This window comes from Methylobacterium sp. J-068, assembly GCF_022829445.1.
In the GTDB taxonomy this organism is placed as follows: Bacteria; Pseudomonadota; Alphaproteobacteria; order Rhizobiales; family Beijerinckiaceae; genus Methylobacterium.
In genome coordinates this window covers 84,449-100,815 of sequence record NZ_JAKSXY010000046.1, presented here as the reverse complement: position 1 = coordinate 100,815, position 16,367 = coordinate 84,449, and the positions used below count along the sequence as shown (strand labels likewise).

Genomic DNA, 16,367 nt, shown 5'->3' with positions numbered 1-16,367 from the left:
CAGGTCGAGCGCCTCTGGGCCAGGCTCAAGGAATGGCGCGCCATCGCCACCCGCTACGAGAAGACCGCCATCAGCTTCATGGGCGTCCTCTACCTCGCCGCCGCCCTCCACTGGCTCAAGCGATGACACACCCTAGAAGCCGTGCCGGTTTCATTTTTTTGGGGGCCTGTTACAGGGAGCCTGTCAGATTGGAACCGGCGGGTGCTACAAGCACCTCGATAAGTCGGCAGATTTAGGTTCTGGAGCGTTGGTTATGACAGATGTCATCACGCACACGTCGCGGAGAATCAACGCGATAGGAAAAAAAATCAAACTCAGCCGCTATCTTGAGATAGGCGTTGAGACTGGTCGAACATTTTTCGGTATAAATATAGATCACAAGGTCGCGGTTGATCCGCGTTTCCTGTTCGATCCATCGGAGTATCAATCTGACTGCGTGGAATTATTGTCCACGACGAGCGACGATTTCTTTAATGGATATAAGGGGCCGAAATTTGATTTGATATATATCGATGGACTTCATTTGTTCGAGCAGGTCTTTCGAGATTTTACGAACGCGCTGGCGTTAACATCTCAGGTCGGTGTCGTGATCGTTGACGATGTCTTTCCGTCTGATGTTTTCAGTAGTTTCCGGGACTGGAACGATGCAATGGAGTTGCGACGGCGACTAGGGGGATCTTCGGGAGATTGGCATGGTGATGTCTACAAAATGTTGTTCATGGTGCATGATTTTTTCCCCTCGCTGAGTTATGCAATCGTGGACGATGGTTCGAGCAACAAGCAGCTTGTGGTATGGAAGAAGCAGAGGGTCGGATTCGAAAATATATTTAATGATATGACCCAAGTGTCTGAGGCGACATATTTTGATTTAATCAAATACGAAGATCGTTTTAGAATTATGGGAGAGGATGAGCTCGTAGCCCTTCTTTCGGAAGATCTCATGGGTCTCGGTGCTTTCAGTGCTGAGCACGACTGCGCATGATCGGCTTCGGTGACCCTATACGATCCGCGCTGGCGGAAGGAAACGAGCTTGTCTTTACGGCTCCTTTCGTAAACCGTTGGATGCCTAGTCGAGGAGCGGACCTTCGTCGACCTCGGCCGGTCTCTGTGGCGATCCAGAAACATCCAGATGCCACTGCGGACGATGCGGCCGTCAATGCTGTTCGTGAAACACTCGAGGCAGGCGAGGGCGCACTCGCCATGCAAAATTTTTGTATTCGCCTGAAAAACCCAACGCTTATTGGCGAGCGTGCCCTTATTCCATGCTGCTCCGGTGTCGTCATTACAGATAGTGCGCATCGCTACCATACCGCTGAGATTTATCGGTCGGCCGACAGGCGCGACTTTGAGTTCTTGCACTTGGGCTTCGACGGTCAGTCGTTCTTTCCAACCTTGGGGGCCGATCGTCTCGTTCATCACGAAGGCTCAACAGCGCTCTTGGCCTCCATGGAACAGGGCAATTACGGTGCTTTTCTCCTCAGGACCGTCGCCAAACTCGCGGCGCTACGCCGCCTTGGCATCGATCCAGATCGCTATTTCGTTTCGACGGACGCATCTTGGCAGGTTAGGATCTTGGAGGTTTTTGGCGTCGATTCGGCCAAGCTTTTAAGCTATGATCGATTCAAGGCACATGTTTTCGAGGATCTTTACGTTCCAAATCTTCCAACATCGGAATTTGTGCCCGATGACATGACGATTGATTTCTTTGTAGAGGTTTCGGAACGCCTGAAAGTCAGCGATCTCGTTACGACCAGGCCGAGCAAAATCTACGTTTCACGGCTTCGTGCCGCTCGTGAGCGTCCGCATTACAGAGTGTGCCAGAACGAGGCGGAACTGGTCTCACGTCTGCGAGACTTCGGGTTCCACATCTATGAGCCTGAAAGCGATACGATCGAGAATCAGATCCGAACTTTCGCTGCCGCTGAGATCGTAGTCGGCGCGAGCGGTGCCGGCATGTTCAACACGATTTTCTGTCCACCGCAGACCAAGATTGTCTCGATTGAACCAATGATGAACTGGACCATTCTTCACGCCAATATGTATGCGGGCTTTGGTCATCCCTACGTCATGGTACTTGGCGGAGCTGATCCCGCTGATAGTTCGTCGCAAAGGCGTTGGGTTGCCGATGTTGAACTGATTATCGATCAAATAAAGTCTTTCATGTAGAGTCGTTATTTATGTTTATTTTAGTCAATTTATAATTGCCCTGCGATAATACGGCGGCGGCCAGGTGCTACGTCATCCGTGCGACGACGGTGAGGGTGGCGCGGGCGGGCGAGCCCGGCGGATGCCCGGATGGATCCCAAGAAGTCGGTCAAGCGGTACGATGATGACGGCCATGACCGGCTTCGGAGACCAGCTTCGGACCTGTCCGCCCTGATCACCGATGCCGACAGCCCTGCTCGCAGGCGCAAGACCCTGTGCGGCCTGATAACCCTGGCGTTCCTCCTCGACGCCCGGACGAGAGAGCCGGATCGCTTCAGGGTCGGACCCAACACGACTCATCCGGGACCATACGTCTAGCTCCAGGCGTGGAAGGGCGGGTTCACCCCGTTCAGGGCGTGGTTGCCGATGATCGCGTATTTCCAGCGCACGGGGTCGTGGAGCGTGTGGGTGCGGGCGTTGCGCCAGTGCCGGTCGAGGTTGTGCTCGGCGAGCGTGGCGCGGGTGCCGGCCAGCTCGAACAGGGTGTTGGTGGCGCTCAGGGCCACCTCGGTGGTGAGTACCTTGGCTTCCGCCACCGCCAGCTGCGCGGCCGCCACGCTCGCCGCATCGGGTGCCGCCACGGCGGCGTCGATGGCGAGGCCCGCCCGGTCGAGGAGCGCCTCGGCCGCGTGCAGGCGGATCGTCAGGTCGCCGACGATGCGGATGGTGTGGGGATCGTCCGAGGCGCGGTCCAGCCCGCTGTCGATCCAGGGGCGGGACCGGGTGCGCACGAAGTCTATGGTCTCGGCCAAAGCCGCCCGGGCGATGCCCGCATCCACCGCCGCCTGGATGATCTGGAAGATCGCTCCGTCCGCGCTCGGGCGCTCGTAGCCCTTCCAGGCGGGCACGAGGTGGGTCCTCGGCACCCGGACGTCGTCGATCTCGACGGTGCCGCTCGCGGTGGTGCGCTGGCCGAAGCTCGACCAATCGTCGATCACCGTCAGGCCCAGCGCGTTGCGCTCCGCGATGGCGTACCAGGGCCGGCCCTCGCCATCGAGGGCCACGATGGGCACGAGGTGGGCGAGCAGCGCCCCCGTGGCGTAGAACTTGGTGCCCCGGACCACCACGTGGTCGCCGTCCTCCACGAAGCGCGTCCTGAACTCGGCAGCGCGCGGGGTGCCGATCTCCGAGAAGGCGTTGCCGAAGCGGGTGCCGGCGAGAACCAGCCCGAACAGCAGGGCCTTCTGGGCCTCGTCCGAGACCGTGTCGATGGCGGCCACGATGCCGAGGTGGTTCTGGGCGATCTGTCCGATGGACGGGTCGGCCGCCGAGACGATGGCGATGACCTGTGCCAGGGTCCTGTAGGAGACCCCCGGCCCGCCATGGGCCTTGGGCACGTTGATCGACCACAGGCCGCTCTGCGAGAACGCGTCGAGCTCGGCGAAGGGCCGGCGCCCCGTGCGGTCGCGCTCGGAGGCCCCGACTCGGAACGCCGCCGCGAGGGCATGGGCGATCCGGATGGCCTCGGCGTCGTCGCGGACGACGTGGGCCGGCTCCGCCGGTCGCGCGGGGCCGGGCGCGCCCTTGGGCAGGCGATGGGATTCGGGCAGGCGATGGGATTCGAGCGCGCTGGCGCTGACGGTGATGTTCATGATCGTCTCCGTGAGATTCGGGCTCAAGCCGCTTCCGCCCGCGCCGCGCGCGCCGCCTCCAGGGCGCGCACCCGCGGGATCACGTGCGCGCCGAAATACGCGACCTCCTCCTGGAAGTGCAGGAAGGCGAGGAGCGCGAGGTCGACGCCGGCCTCCTTGAGCGCCACGATGCGCTCGGCGATCTGGTCCGGCGTGCCGATCAGGTTGGTCTTGAAGCCGTCATTGTACTGGACGAGATCCTCGAAGCTGGATTTGGCCCAGTTGCCCTCCCCCTCCGGCGAGGCCTTGCCGGCGTTCTTCACCTCGTGGCCGAAGGCCTTCACCGCCTCCGGGTCGGCGTTGTCGATGATCTCCCGCAGGACGGCCCGGGCCTCACCTTCCGTATCCCGGGCGATGACGAAGGCGTTGACGCCGACCTTGACGCTGTGCCCGTTGGCGCGCGCCTTGGCCTGGAGATCGTCGACCTGGGTCCGGATGCCCTCGGGCGTGTTGCCGTTGGTGAAGTACCAGTCGGAGACGCGGGCGGCCATGTCGCGGGCCGCGCGCGAGGAGCCGCCCTGGAAGATCTCCGGCTGCGGGTCCGCCGGCTTCGGCTTCAGGGTGTAGTCGCTGTAGCGATAGAAATCGCCCCGGAAGGTGAAGTTGTCCTGGGTCCAGATCCCCCGCAGGGCGCGGATGAACTCCTCCGAGCGCCGGTAGCGCTCGTCATGGTCGAGCCAGGGCTCGCCGATGGCGCGGAACTCGCCCGAGAACCAACCCGAGACCACGTTGATGGCGATGCGCCCCTCCGTGAGCTGGCTGATCGTGGCGATCTGCTTGGCGGCGAGGGTCGGGTTCCAGGGGCCGGGCAGCAGCGCGGCGATGACTTTGAGCTTCGAGGTCGCGGCCAGCAGCGCGTGGCTGAAGGCGACGGATTCGTGCTGGTACTCGGCGCCGTAGCCGGCGGTGAAGCGGATCTGCGTCAGGGCGTAGTCGAACCCGGCCTCCTCCGCGATCTGCGCGAGGCGGCGGTTGTAGGGTCCGTCCCAGCCGGTACGCTGCTCGACCTTGCTGATGACGAGGCCGCCCGAGACATTGGGCACCCAGTAGGCGAACCGGATCGGATCGCCGTCGTCGCGGCTTGGCGGTTGAAAGCCCATGATGACACCCATGCGTTCGGAGTCGGATGCCGAGGACAGGCATCCGGACATCCAGTTCGAAGACATTGAATACAAAACTCGAATCGATCACAGTCTTGTCATGACGAAGACAAGACTGTGTCTTTGCTCTGACTCGTCGTTCCGGCATCAGGATTGCTCGGACGAAGGTTGGCGTCAAAGGAACCAATCGGCTTTTTTGCGATGAGATCGGAAAGCCCGTCCTCCCACGGACAGAGGAAACCGAAGGTTTGTCTCATCGAGCCCGAACGGGGCCGGGCGCGGCGCCGGATCGGACGGGCCGCATCCCGAGGCCCCGCGCCCGGACGGAAGCGACGCTCCGAACGCCCGCCGCGGGGATGGCTTGAAAAGATGCGGATTGCGACCCGGAATGATCGAGGCCCGCACTTCGTGTGCGTTCCGTGCGCGAAGTTCAATGCCCGATATGGCATCTGCTTCGCCCGCATGCTTCCTGGGCATCCGGATGCTGATAAAGCGGGCATCTGCCTGAAATCATCGATCTCGGAAGATTGTGACGTGAATCGATATTGCCTGACGAAACCGGTTGTTTAAGCACGCGTTAACCGGCCGATTCCTACGCTCGAATCATCCTTCACGCCAAAACCGAAGCATTCGACATCGGTTCACCCAGGGACATCGTCATGCTGGCCGCGCCCCATCAGCCGCTCGTGGTTCTCCTCGCCGGAGACGAGTTGACCCGCAGCCTCACGACGAGCTGCCTGGAGATGTCGGGCTACGACGTGCTCGGCGCCCGGACCGCCGGTGAGGTCGAGAGCCTGCTCCTCGCCCAGCCCGGCGAACGCCGCGTCGACGTGCTGGTGACCGACGCCGACATCCGCGACACGGTGGACGGACTCTCGCTCGCGACCGTGGCGCGCTGCCTCGATCCGGCGGTGGGCGTGGTCTACACCGCCCGCTCGCCGCGCCGGCTCGAGGGCGAGGCGCTGGTGCCCGGTGCGCTCTGCCTGCGCACGCCCTATCATGGACACCAGCTCGTCGCCCTGATCGCCACCCTGCTGGCGCCCTCCACCCCGCTGGCGCCCGCCACCCGGCGCGACCTCGACCGCGCGGCGGCCTGACCGGCGCTCTCATCGGAAAACCGGTGCGCGCCGCCGGCCCGGCGGTGTATGACGATGCGGCCGATACCGGGAGGATCGGCGCCACGATGGTCCTGGCGCGGATCGTGCGCGGGCGTCGGCTCCCAGCGGAGACGCGAAACCCGATGATCAGCGCCTTCGACCTCTTCAAGATCGGGATCGGTCCGTCGAGTTCCCACACCGTCGGCCCCATGGTCGCGGCCCGGCGCTTCCGGGAGCGCACCCGCGGCCTCGCGCGCCTCGCCCGCATCCGGGCCGAGATCTTCGGCTCTCTCGCCTGGACGGGACGCGGGCACGGCACCGATGCGGCGATCTTCCTCGGGCTCCTCGGCCACGAGCCGCACAGCGTCGAGCCCGACGCGGTCGCGGGCCTGGTCGCGGACCTCACGGAGGGGAAGATTCTGGGCGCCGGCGGCCCGGCCTTCGACCCGGCGACGGACCTCGTCTTCAACTTCACCGAGGTGCTGCCGCTCCACACGAACGGCCTGCGCTTCCGCGCCCTCGACGCCGAGGGAACGCTCCTCGACACCGGGACCTACTACTCCGTGGGCGGCGGCTTCGTGGTGACGGAGGCGGAGATCGAGACCGCGCCGGGCGCCGAATCCGCCTGCCCCCTGCCCTACGCCAGCGCGGCCGGCTTGCTGGCGCTCTGCGCCCGCGAAGGCCTCACCATTGCCGAGGTGCAGTTCGCCAACGAGTGCGGCACCCGCGCGCCCGAGGCCGTGGAGGCCGGGCTCGACGCCCTGCGCGACGCGATGTTCGCCTGCATCGACCGGGGCCTGGTGCAGACCGGCGAGTTGCCCGGCGGCCTCAAGGTGCGCCGCCGCGCCAAGCGCCTGCACGACGACCTGACGGCGGGGCGCCTGAGCAACACCCGCGCGGCCCACGAGATCGTGGACTGGATCAGCCTCTATGCCCTGGCCGTCAACGAGGAGAACGCTTCCGGCGGGCGGGTGGTGACGGCCCCCACCAACGGGGCGGCCGGCATCGTTCCGGCGGTGCTGCGCTACGCCCGCGACTTCTGTCCCGACTGGTCGGATGCGCGGGCCCGTGAATTCCTCCTCACCGCCACGGCGGTCGGCGGCCTGATCAAGACCCGCGCGTCGATCTCGGGTGCCGAGGTCGGCTGCCAGGGGGAGGTCGGCTCGGCGGCCGCCATGGCGGCGGCGGGCCTCGCCGCCTTCCTGGGCGGCAACGCCGCGCAGGTGGAGAACGCCGCCGAGATCGCCATGGAGCACCATCTCGGCATGACCTGCGACCCGATCGGCGGCCTCGTGCAGGTTCCCTGCATCGAGCGCAACGCTTTCGGGGCCAACAAGGCCGTGGTGGCCGCCTCCCTGGCTCTGCGCGGCGACGGCATCCACCGCGTCAGCCTCGACGAGGTGATCGAGACCATGCGCCAGACCGGCCACGACATGCAGGCCAAGTACAAGGAAACCTCGCTGGGCGGCCTCGCGGTGAACGTCGCCGCCTGCTGAAGGCTGGGACGGTGCCCGGCCCCGTGCCCGCGCGGGCACGGGGCCCAAAAGATAAGGGCACCGACGGATCGGTGCCCTCTGTCGTTCCGGTCGGGAAGCCGCCGCTCAGGCTCGGTCGCGACGCGATTCGATGGATGCCCGCCGCCGCGCGGGCGGACCTCGATCAGTCCCGCTCGGCGGGATCGGGTCTTATGGCCCGTCGATGCGCCGGCCGAGCAGGGCGATGGCCTGCTGGTAGACGGAGGCCGCGTTCCAGCCCTGGATCGCGGCGAAGTTGGGCTCGCCGGGCTGGTAGCCGGCGCCCGCCCGCCAGCCGTGGCCCTTGAGGAAGTTCGCGGTGGAGTTCAGGGCGTTGCTCGAATTGTCGAGGCTGCCGCCCACACCGTAGTTCAGCACGTTCTTGGGCAGGAACTGGGTGTGGCCGACCTCGCCGTGGGCCGCGCCCCGGGTGCTCGCGTTGAGCACGCCGCGATCGACCAGGGTGAGGGCCGCGTAGAGCTGGTCGGTGAAATAGGCCGAGCGCCGGCAATCGTAGGCCAGCGTCGCCACGGCCGAGAGGGTGTTCACGTTGCCCTTCACCGCGCCGAAGCCCGTCTCCATGCCCCAGATCGCCAGGAGAGGACCGGGGGGCACGCCGTAGCGCTGCTCGATCGCATCGAAGAGCGCCGCGTTCTGCGCCTTCAGCGCCCGGCCGCGCGACACGATGGTGTTGCCGCCGCGCTTGGCCAGGAACTGGTCGAGGGAGAGCTTGAAGCTCTTCTGCCCGCGATCGGCCGAGATCGTCGCCGTCGAGTAGCTGGTGCCCATCAGGGCGGCGAGGCTGGCCGCGCTCGCCCGGCCGCGGGCTTCCTCGGAGAAGTCCCGCTTCCAGGCCTCGAACCCGCCCGCGCTGTTGCCGCACTGCGCCGCATCCGCCCGGCCCGCCAGGCCGGCGAGCGCCACGAAGGCCGCCGCGAGCCACGGCGTCCGTTTCCCACTACCGATCATTCCAGAACTCCTTCGCGGGCCGTGCCTCCGCGCGAGCGGGCACGGCCCGATCTCTACCCCTTGGCCGGAGCAAGGCTACAAACCTGCGCGTGAGTCGAGCCACATTGCGGCAATTTTGGCCTCGCTCCGGGAGATTGCCCTCCCATCGGCGCATGTGGTGAACGGCCGTGTCTTCGCTGCAAGTCTCTGAGACCAAGCTCCGGGACAAGGGGCCGAGCCCCGAATGCTGCCGTGAGCCTCGGACGCTGCCGGGTCCGACGGGGCGCGACTGAGTTCCGGCCGCCGTGACCGTCCGGGCGGCCCGTGCCGTGCAGTCGAGTCCGGAACGTTTCCGCAAGCGTTCCGGATCGCAGCAAGCATGTCCCGTTTCAAGACACTCCGTGCTCGCCTGAGCCACCGTCCGTCATTGTCGCTGGTCCTGATCCTGTGCGGGACGGCGCTGCTCCTCTGGCTGCCGATCCTCGCGCTCAGCCACGAGCCGATCTGGTTCTGGTGACGGCACGTTCCTGTGATGACGGGCGCGCCTCAGCGCCGTCCGCCGCGCGTCCGCAGGTAGGCGCCCAGCAGGTAGCCCGCCTGCAGGGCGGCGAGATGGGCGAACAGCACCAGGACGCGCAGCGCGGAGACCTCGGCCCGGATCATCCAGGACAGGATCGAGAGCGCCAGCACGATCCCGGAGAGCCCGAAGGCGAGCATGACGCGGCTGGACAGGCCGACGACCACGCCGCCCAGCAACAGGATCAGAGCGACGATCATCGGGAAAGCGTCTCGTCGTCGGGCATCGCCGGATCGTGTGCGATGTTCATGCCGATGCGTTCATGCCGGTGAGTTCATGCCCATGAGTTCACGCCGCTCGGGGTCTCGTCCGACCGGGTCCTGCCATCGGGGCGCAGCCCTGGCAACCCGCCGGCTTCGGGGCGCGGACGCGTCGCGGCCGGTTGACGGACCGCTCGGTCTTCGCGAGGCATTGTCTCCGGCCTCGAGGCCGGTGACGGCCCGAAGGATGAGGACCAAGCTGCATGCGGTGTCGCCGTCGATCCCTGCGCCCGATCGCCCGAATTCTGGTCCTCGCCCTCGCGATGCCGGCCCTGAGCGCGGCGCGGGCCGAGACCGCCGGCTCGAATCCCCCATCCGTTCCGACTGCGCCCGCGGCTTCGAATCCGCCTGACCCGGGGCGCGCCGAATGCCTCGGCGCCATCGCCCGCGAGGCGCGCGAGCGCGGGGTCCCCGAGGCCGTCGCGGCGCGCCTGGCGGACGTCGCCCCCGATCCCGACGTCGTCGCGGCGACCCGGAACCAGGCGGAGTTCGTCAAGCCGATCTGGTCCTATCTCGACGCCAACCTCACCGAGGCGCGCATTGAGGCGGGCCGCGCCAAGTTGCGGGACTGGGCGCCCACCCTCGCGGCGATCGAGGCGCGCTATGGGGTCGACCGGCATGTCCTGGTGGCGTTCTGGGGCGTCGAATCCACCTATGGCAGCGTCCTCGACGATCCCGGCATCGTGCGCCCGGTCCTGCGCTCGCTCGCGACGCTGGCCTGCTCGGAGGGCCCGCGCGCGCCCTACTGGCGCGGCGAACTCGTCGCGGCCCTGCAGATCATGGCCCAGGACCCGCCCCCGCCCGAGCCCCTCACCGGCTCCTGGGCCGGCGCCATGGGCCACACCCAGTTCATGCCCACCGTCTACCGGGCCTACGCGGTGGATTTCGACGGCGACGGGCGCCGCGACATCTGGAACTCGGTGCCGGACGCCCTCGCCTCCACGGCGAACTACCTGCGGGACATGGGCTGGCGGCCGGGCGAGCGCTGGGGCAGCGAGGCGCGCCTGCCCGAGGGCTTCGACTATGCGCTGGCCGACGAGACCACGGAGCGCAGCCTCGCCGCGTGGCGCGCCCTCGGGGTCGAGAGCCGCGATGCGTCCACGGACGAGACCGTGCGGGCGACCCTGATCGTGCCCGCCGGGGCGCGCGGCCCCGCCTTCCTGCTCCAGCCGAACTTCCGGATGATCCTGCGCTACAACACGGCGCTGTCCTACGCCCTCACGGTGGCCCATCTCTCGGACCGCCTGCGCGGCGCGCCGGCCTTCGCGCGGGACTGGCCGCGCGGCGACGCCATGCTGAGCGCGGAGGCGCTCAAGGGGTTGCAGGGCCGGCTCGCCGAGCTCGGGTTCTCGCCCGGCGCCGCCGACGGCAAGCCGGGCCCCCGGACGCGGGCGGCGATCCGGGCCTACCAGGCCGCGCGCGGCCTGACGCCGGACGGCTATGTCGATGCGGCGCTGGCCGAGCGGATCGGGGCCGTGCCGTGAGGGCCGGCGCCTCGATCGTCCGAACGGTGTGCGGACCATGATCCCCGGCCCGCCCCCGGCCGCCTCCCTCGCCCGCGATCCCGCCTTCTTCGCCCTCGTGGTGGGCAGCCACATGCGCGTCGTCGGCGCCCCGCTCGTCAACGCGACGCGCGATGCGGCCTGGCTCTACGAGGCGGCGCCCTTCGCCCTCCTCGCCCACGATGGCGGGGCCGATCCGCGCTTCACCTACGCCAACCGCACCGCGCAGGCCTGTTTCGAATATGCCTGGGACGAGATCGTCGGCCTGCCGTCGCGCCTCTCCGCCGAGGCGCCCGAGCGGGCCGCGCGCCAGCGCCTGCTCGACGCGGTCGGCCGCGACGGCTTCGCCACGGGGTATCGCGGCGTCCGGGTCGCGAAGTCCGGCCGGCGCTTCTGGATCGAGGACGGGGTGGTCTGGCAGTTGCGCCGCCCGGACGGGTCCGTGGCCGGACAGGCCGCGACCTTCGCCGCCTGGCGCGACGCCTGAGCGAAGCCGGAAGCCTCATGACGAAGTGACCGGTCGGCCGAAAGGTCGATCGGCGAATTCAGCGATCGATTTTCGTCTGACAAAACCGCTCCGATCGACATCCTCCGTCGGCGCGGCCGCTGGACGCGCGATTTTTACGCACGGATACTCGCCGCAACAACGAACGTGATCGGGAGGACACCATGGGGCTTCGGCTGGGACTGGCCGTGCTGGCGGTCGCGTGCGCGCATCTTTGGACGGGGCCGGTGCGCGCCGATCCCCTCACCTTCCAGGTCGACCCCGCCTGGCCCAAGCCCCTGCCCAACGACTGGATCATGGGGCAGGCCTCGGGCGTGGCCGTCGATGCGCAGGACAACGTCTGGGTGGTGCAGCGCCCGCGCACGCTCACGGACGACGAGAAGGCCGCGAGCCTCGTCCCCCCGCGCACCAAGTGCTGCCACCCCGCGCCCCCCGTGCTGGTGTTCGACCAGGCGGGGACCCTGATCCGCAGCTGGGGCGGCCCTGGCCCCGGCTACGACTGGCCCCAGAACGAGCACGGCATCCACATCGACCACAAGGGCTTCGTCTGGCTCGCGGGCAACGGCGAGACCGACGGCCAGATCCTGAAGTTCACGGCCGACGGTCGGTTCGTGCTGCAGATCGGCAAGCAGGGCCCCCAGACCAACAGCCTGGACACCAGCCGGCTGGGCAAACCCGCCGCCATGCAGGTCGACCCCGAGACCAACGAACTCTTCGTGGCCGACGGCTACTTCAACCACCGGGTCATCGTGTTCGACGCCGAGACCGGCGCCTTCAAGCGGATGTGGGGGGCCTACGGCAAGCCTCCGACCGACGAGACCCTGCCGGCCTACGACCCGGCGGCCGCCCCCGCGCAGCAGTTCCGCAACCCGGTCCACTGCGTGCAGATCGCCCGCGACGGCCTCGTCTACGTCTGCGACCGCACCAACGACCGGGTGCAGGTGTTCCGCCGCGACGGCAGCTTCGTGAAGGAGTTCTTCGTCGAGAAGAACACCCGCGCCAACGGCTCGGTCTGGGAGCTCGCGCTGTGGCCGGACCCGGAGCAGACCTACCTGCTCAACGCGGACGGCGCCAACAACGAGGTCCGCACCCTGCGGCGCGACACCGGCGAGGTGGTGGGCGCCTTCGGCCGCAACGGGCGCATGGCGGGCGATTTCCACTGGGTCCACAACCTCGCGGTGGACAGCCACGGCAACGTCTTCACCACCGAGGTCGACACCGGCAAGCGCGCCCAGAAGTTTCTGTTCCGGGGCGACCTGATCCTGCGCAAGCGCGCCGCTTTGCCCTGATCCAGCGGCCCCGTGCGGGATCAGACCCAATCCGCCATCCCGAAGGGATCGACCGGATTTGATATGAGGGGTGGCTTTCGACCCTTCTCGGACCTTGATCACGTCACACAGGCGTGACTGAGTTGATGGGATGGAACCGCTTGCCGACCCTGCCGAACGCGCCCGCTCCTCCGGCACCGGTAATCCTCCGCAAGGTGGCTTCTCGGCCCTGACGCCGGAGTTGAGCGTCTACAATCTCGATGTGAGCCTGCAGTTTTGGTGCGATCTACTGGGCTTCAAGATCGCCTATGATCGACCCGCTGCGCGCTTCGCCTACCTTGTCCTCGGTGAAGCACAGATCATGCTCTGCCAACTGAATGAGAGATGGAACACAGGCGACTTGGAACGTCCATTAGGGCGCGGCGTGAATTTCCAAATCACGGTTGATCGACTGCCTACTATTTTGGCTGCACTGGATGCAGCAGGATGGCCGCTGTTCGAGGAGCCGAGCGAGGTTTGGTATCGGACTGGCCCTGTTGAAAGCGGACAACGTGAATTTTTGGTCCAAGACCCTGACGGGTATCTCGTGCGCCTTGCTGAGAATTTGGGGCAGCGGCAACTGAAATAACGTCTGGAACCCACCGAGGTGCGTGAAAACACAGAAGCTGTAGAAGAATTTCCCTTGCCCACCCTGGGTCAAGGCTGACGTAGGGACGCTGAGGGCCTCACCACTGCCACCTGGAATGCTTAGATGGCCGCAGCGTAGGAGATTGTTTCACAATTTTGGCACGGGCTTGAGTTTCCACGCAGCTTGGACCCAACTCGGTCGTCCGGAGTGCCCTGGCCACGTCCCAGAAGCGGTCATTCGTTGGACGCTACTGTGACTCGCTCGGCGTATGGCCCGCCCATCAGCATTCATCACGTGTACGTTCATGTCAGAGATGTCATGAAGCCAAATAGGGCGGACTTCCGAGCTTGTGCACTACGGCCGCCGGTATCCGATTTACCGCAGGGCCGTGCCAGCTGGTTATGGCCCGGACTGCCGCGTCTCTCGAAGCGTGGGCATCAACCCCTGGGGTTGGCGCAAAATCGTGACGACCAAGACCTGCCTTGTCCCATGACGGGCCTATACGTGACCCATCGGCGAGCGGGTTGGATCGACCGCCGGTGACACGGCCATCGTCCGACAACGCGTGGCACGCGGCAACTCTTCGTGGAGAGAAAGCGAACTCTGTGCACCAATCCGGCTGAGGGGTGGAGAGGTGTATCCCTCGGTTTGTTAGCGAACGCGTCGAAATTACGTGAAATAAGCCGATCAGAAACTGAGATTCCTGCCGGCTCAGTCTGGAGATTTCGTGTGAAAGAATCTTCTGTTTTGCTCGAGGAACTAGATTTATGCTGACCCAAATGGTGATCCGACCCACTTCCAGATGGGTTTCATCCATCGCACTGCTCGGTATGATCACGCTATCGGGCTCAGGGACCGCGTATGCGCAGGCGATGCGCCACCCCGGCGCGTTCGACTCGGCCTCACAGTTCGCTGAGATCGCTCAGGCGGTTCGGCAGAACCGGCAGCCATGGGCGGCTTCGTTTGCGCGGATGCGGACCAACGCCCATGACAATCCAGGGTACCAGCCACGGCCCGTGGAGGTGCTGGTGCGGGGGACCGCTCCCGGTCACCCAGCTGAGAATTACGCGACCCTGTTCAACGATGCCGCCGCCGCTTACGCGCTTGCGCTGGACTGGAGACTGACGGGCGACACGCAGCGCGCCGCGAGAGCGACCGCGATCCTCAACGCCTGGGCCGGTACGCTCAAGACCATCACCGGGACTTCGGATAAGTATCTCGCCTCTGGTCTTTACGGCTACCAACTCGCCGTCGCAGCCGAGACGCTGCGCGACTTTCCTGGCTGGCAGCCCCGCGACCGGCAAGAATTCGCGCGCCTGCTGCTCACGGTCTTCGCGTCAATGAACGTCGATTTCCTCGCGCACCATAACGGCGCGGCGATCGACCACTACTGGGCCAACTGGGATCTGGCCAACGTGGCGTCCTTGGTGGCGATCGGTGTCTTCGCGGACCGCCGCGATCTCTACGAGCGTGGACGCGACTACTACCTGCATGGTTCAGGCAACGGCGCGATCCTGCACGCGGCCTGGAAGACCTATCCGGGCGGCCTTGCGCAGTGGCAGGAGAGCGGGCGTGATCAAGGTCACGCGCTTCTCGGGATCGGCTTGGCGGGAACCATCTGCCAGATCGCGTGGCAGCAGCGCGACGATTTGTTCGGGGCCTACGACAACAGGTTGCTTGCTGCCGTCCGGTATGTGGCTCGATACAACCTGGGCGGGGATGTCCCCTACACGCCCTACACCAACAGCGATGTCACGCAGCCGGTCATCTCGGACAAGGGCAGAGGTGAGGCCCGCCCGATCTGGTCACTACTCGTCGCACACTATGTGCAACTCAAGCATCTCGCTGCTCCGGAGCTTGTTCAAGCTGCGGCTCAGGCCGGCCCGGATGGTGGGGGTGGCGACTATGGCCCCAACAGCGGCGGGTTCGATGAGCTCGGTTACGGCACCTTGACCTTCACGATGCCATAGACCTTCCGTGCGGAACCACGGCGCTTCTAGGTGACGAGCGTTATACGATTTAGAGTGCCTCACAATACTCCCGCCCGTCCTCGGTTCTCGCTCTGAGCACCATGGTGCAGCGGGAGTTTTGTCAGAGACACTGAGCCTGCTCTGAATGTTTTTGAATTTTCAGAGCGGGCTTCTATGGCGATCAGTCAGCGCGGTTGCGCATGGTAAGCCAGCGCCACTCATGGCGGCCGGAGCGTCCGTTTCGGCGGTTTTCTGCTCAGATGCGGACTGTCGCAAAACCACCCAGCCCTGTCGTAGAGCGGACGTGCGGATACCGATCCATTACGGTCCTTCGGCTCGTTGTCAAAATGACTTCTCCACCTGCGAGCATCCATATGCCGATCCTACAGATACACGACATCCTGCCGACTGAACGCTGCGTGGTTGATCCCCGCGCCGTGCTCACGATGCTCGGCGAACGGGCGATCCGCGCTTCCTGGCAAATAGCTGGGGTCGCTCGCTACGATGAACCCCTCTTTGTAACCGGTGAGGCGGAGGCCCACCTCGAAGTTCTCTCGCAGGCGCAGGAGCGCATCGCGGGCTCTCTGCTGAGCGAGTTTGCCGATCAGGTCACGCAAGTCATCTGGGGTGAGTTCATAGCCTATGAGAATGGCCAGGATGCGCCGTGGGTGATCGTCCGGGCCATCGATAGTTCGTGGTGCGAAGTCGAAACGGACGACGGGGATGTCTTGGCGCGGGTGCGTGAGACCTTTGTGGACGTCCGAATGGTTCCTTAGGAGTCCGCGCCTAACCTTTTGCGGCTACTCGTCCTCACCGTTTCGGAGTAGTGCATCGAACTGCTCAGGCTTCATTCGCCTAACCGCATCCTCAACGCGACGATCGTAGTTCCGGTCGTTCCGGTCGAGTCCACCGGTCCGCGCCTTGCGCCTGTAGCGTTGGACGAAAAGCTGTACGTCAGCCGCCTTCCGATCGTTGGACTTGGACTCGCGTGCCATGTCGAGCACCTCCCATTCGGACGACCGTAGCTCTAGACCCTCAACGGTAGCTTTCCACCCGACGCAGCCATTCACATCGTCAAGCGGATTCGGTTTGGCTCCTCGGTCGCCGCCGGGGGGGCTGCCGATGGGCGTCGGCAGCATCCGATGCCACATCGGCATCGGCG

At 65.6% G+C, this 16,367-nt stretch carries 16 protein-coding genes; 12 read left to right on the top strand and 4 right to left on the bottom strand.

From position 1 onward, the window contains the following. The 3 genes from MKK54_RS04335 to MKK54_RS04325 form a co-directional block, all read left to right on the top strand. Nucleotides 1–126: transposase (locus MKK54_RS04335; RefSeq protein ID WP_244009393.1), on the top strand; the 126-nt coding region annotated here is incomplete at its 5' end. 127 nt (nt 127–253) lie between these two features. Then, complete coding sequence (locus MKK54_RS04330) at nt 254–982, top strand: class I SAM-dependent methyltransferase (protein WP_244009388.1); 729 nt, start codon at nt 254–256, stop codon at nt 980–982. After that, entirely contained in the window at nt 979–2,166 is a 1,188-nt protein-coding gene (locus MKK54_RS04325; protein WP_244009387.1) for a glycosyltransferase family 61 protein, read from the top strand. Before MKK54_RS04330 ends, MKK54_RS04325 begins: the two co-directional genes overlap by 4 nt. 353 nt (nt 2,167–2,519) lie before the next feature. Here the strand turns inward: MKK54_RS04325 and MKK54_RS04320 are convergent, their stop codons facing one another. Both MKK54_RS04320 and sfnG read right to left on the bottom strand, forming a co-directional pair. Next, nucleotides 2,520–3,797, bottom strand: coding sequence for an SfnB family sulfur acquisition oxidoreductase (locus MKK54_RS04320; RefSeq protein ID WP_244009386.1), 1,278 nt, complete (start codon nt 3,795–3,797; stop codon nt 2,520–2,522). A 23-nt stretch (nt 3,798–3,820) separates the two neighbouring features. Next, entirely contained in the window at nt 3,821–4,948 is a 1,128-nt protein-coding gene (gene sfnG / locus MKK54_RS04315) for a dimethylsulfone monooxygenase SfnG (RefSeq protein WP_244009384.1), read from the bottom strand. 647 nt (nt 4,949–5,595) lie between these two features. On the opposite strand from sfnG, the gene MKK54_RS04310 reads away from it, so the two are divergent. Together MKK54_RS04310 and MKK54_RS04305 are read left to right on the top strand one after the other, a co-directional pair. Then, entirely contained in the window at nt 5,596–6,033 is a 438-nt protein-coding gene (locus MKK54_RS04310) for a response regulator (RefSeq protein ID WP_244009382.1), read from the top strand. Between the two features lie 143 nt (nt 6,034–6,176). Then, nucleotides 6,177–7,529, top strand: coding sequence for an L-serine ammonia-lyase (locus MKK54_RS04305; protein ID WP_244009380.1), 1,353 nt, complete (start codon nt 6,177–6,179; stop codon nt 7,527–7,529). A gap of 189 nt (nt 7,530–7,718) precedes the next feature. On the opposite strand, the gene MKK54_RS04300 is transcribed toward MKK54_RS04305, so the two are convergent. Further along, entirely contained in the window at nt 7,719–8,516 is a 798-nt protein-coding gene (locus tag MKK54_RS04300; protein WP_244009376.1) for a lytic transglycosylase domain-containing protein, read from the bottom strand. Between the two features lie 358 nt (nt 8,517–8,874). Between MKK54_RS04300 and MKK54_RS04295 the strand changes: the two genes are divergently transcribed. Then, complete coding sequence (locus MKK54_RS04295; RefSeq protein WP_244009373.1) at nt 8,875–9,012, top strand: hypothetical protein; 138 nt, start codon at nt 8,875–8,877, stop codon at nt 9,010–9,012. A 29-nt stretch (nt 9,013–9,041) separates the two neighbouring features. Here MKK54_RS04295 and MKK54_RS04290 read toward each other — a convergent pair whose 3' ends face one another. Beyond that, nucleotides 9,042–9,272 (bottom strand): hypothetical protein, encoded by a 231-nt coding sequence (locus MKK54_RS04290; RefSeq protein WP_244009372.1) that lies wholly within the window; start codon nt 9,270–9,272, stop codon nt 9,042–9,044. Nucleotides 9,273–9,535: 263 nt separating this feature from the next. Here MKK54_RS04290 and MKK54_RS04285 point away from each other — a divergent pair, with 263 nt between their 5' ends. The 6 genes from MKK54_RS04285 to MKK54_RS04260 all read left to right on the top strand — a co-directional run bounded on the left by MKK54_RS04285 (nt 9,536) and on the right by MKK54_RS04260 (nt 15,981). Then, nucleotides 9,536–10,816 (top strand): lytic murein transglycosylase, encoded by a 1,281-nt coding sequence (locus tag MKK54_RS04285; RefSeq protein ID WP_244009370.1) that lies wholly within the window; start codon nt 9,536–9,538, stop codon nt 10,814–10,816. Between the two features lie 37 nt (nt 10,817–10,853). Further along, nucleotides 10,854–11,321, top strand: a complete 468-nt coding sequence (locus MKK54_RS04280) for an MEKHLA domain-containing protein (protein ID WP_244009369.1) — start codon at nt 10,854–10,856, stop codon at nt 11,319–11,321. 182 nt (nt 11,322–11,503) lie between these two features. Next, nucleotides 11,504–12,628 carry a hypothetical protein gene (locus tag MKK54_RS04275; protein WP_244009368.1) on the top strand — a complete coding sequence of 375 codons (1,125 nt, stop codon included), beginning with the start codon at nt 11,504–11,506 and terminating at the stop codon, nt 12,626–12,628. Between the two features lie 130 nt (nt 12,629–12,758). Further along, nucleotides 12,759–13,235 carry a bleomycin resistance protein gene (locus MKK54_RS04270; protein WP_244009367.1) on the top strand — a complete coding sequence of 159 codons (477 nt, stop codon included), beginning with the start codon at nt 12,759–12,761 and terminating at the stop codon, nt 13,233–13,235. A gap of 767 nt (nt 13,236–14,002) precedes the next feature. Beyond that, nucleotides 14,003–15,205, top strand: coding sequence for an alginate lyase family protein (locus MKK54_RS04265; RefSeq protein ID WP_244009366.1), 1,203 nt, complete (start codon nt 14,003–14,005; stop codon nt 15,203–15,205). 374 nt (nt 15,206–15,579) lie between these two features. Then, a complete protein-coding gene (locus MKK54_RS04260) occupies nt 15,580–15,981 on the top strand; it encodes a hypothetical protein (protein WP_244009365.1) in 402 nt (133 codons plus the stop codon). Nucleotides 15,982–16,367 lie beyond the last annotated feature (386 nt).

Bases quoted from the DNA above. Each gene is read 5' to 3' on its own strand.
- sfnG (WP_244009384.1), bottom strand. From the start codon at position 4,948: ATGGGTGTCATCATGGGCTTTCAACCGCCAAGCCGCGACGACGGCGAT.
- MKK54_RS04285 (WP_244009370.1), top strand. From the start codon at position 9,536: ATGCGGTGTCGCCGTCGATCCCTGCGCCCGATCGCCCGAATTCTGGTC.
- MKK54_RS04290 (WP_244009372.1), bottom strand. From the start codon at position 9,272: ATGATCGTCGCTCTGATCCTGTTGCTGGGCGGCGTGGTCGTCGGCCTG.
- MKK54_RS04260 (WP_244009365.1), top strand. From the start codon at position 15,580: ATGCCGATCCTACAGATACACGACATCCTGCCGACTGAACGCTGCGTG.
- MKK54_RS04310 (WP_244009382.1), top strand. From the start codon at position 5,596: ATGCTGGCCGCGCCCCATCAGCCGCTCGTGGTTCTCCTCGCCGGAGAC.
- MKK54_RS04265 (WP_244009366.1), top strand. From the start codon at position 14,003: ATGCTGACCCAAATGGTGATCCGACCCACTTCCAGATGGGTTTCATCC.
- MKK54_RS04275 (WP_244009368.1), top strand. From the start codon at position 11,504: ATGGGGCTTCGGCTGGGACTGGCCGTGCTGGCGGTCGCGTGCGCGCAT.
- MKK54_RS04270 (WP_244009367.1), top strand. From the start codon at position 12,759: ATGGAACCGCTTGCCGACCCTGCCGAACGCGCCCGCTCCTCCGGCACC.
- MKK54_RS04325 (WP_244009387.1), top strand. From the start codon at position 979: ATGATCGGCTTCGGTGACCCTATACGATCCGCGCTGGCGGAAGGAAAC.
- MKK54_RS04320 (WP_244009386.1), bottom strand. From the start codon at position 3,797: ATGAACATCACCGTCAGCGCCAGCGCGCTCGAATCCCATCGCCTGCCC.
- MKK54_RS04280 (WP_244009369.1), top strand. From the start codon at position 10,854: ATGATCCCCGGCCCGCCCCCGGCCGCCTCCCTCGCCCGCGATCCCGCC.
- MKK54_RS04300 (WP_244009376.1), bottom strand. From the start codon at position 8,516: ATGATCGGTAGTGGGAAACGGACGCCGTGGCTCGCGGCGGCCTTCGTG.
- MKK54_RS04305 (WP_244009380.1), top strand. From the start codon at position 6,177: ATGATCAGCGCCTTCGACCTCTTCAAGATCGGGATCGGTCCGTCGAGT.
- MKK54_RS04330 (WP_244009388.1), top strand. From the start codon at position 254: ATGACAGATGTCATCACGCACACGTCGCGGAGAATCAACGCGATAGGA.
- MKK54_RS04295 (WP_244009373.1), top strand. From the start codon at position 8,875: ATGTCCCGTTTCAAGACACTCCGTGCTCGCCTGAGCCACCGTCCGTCA.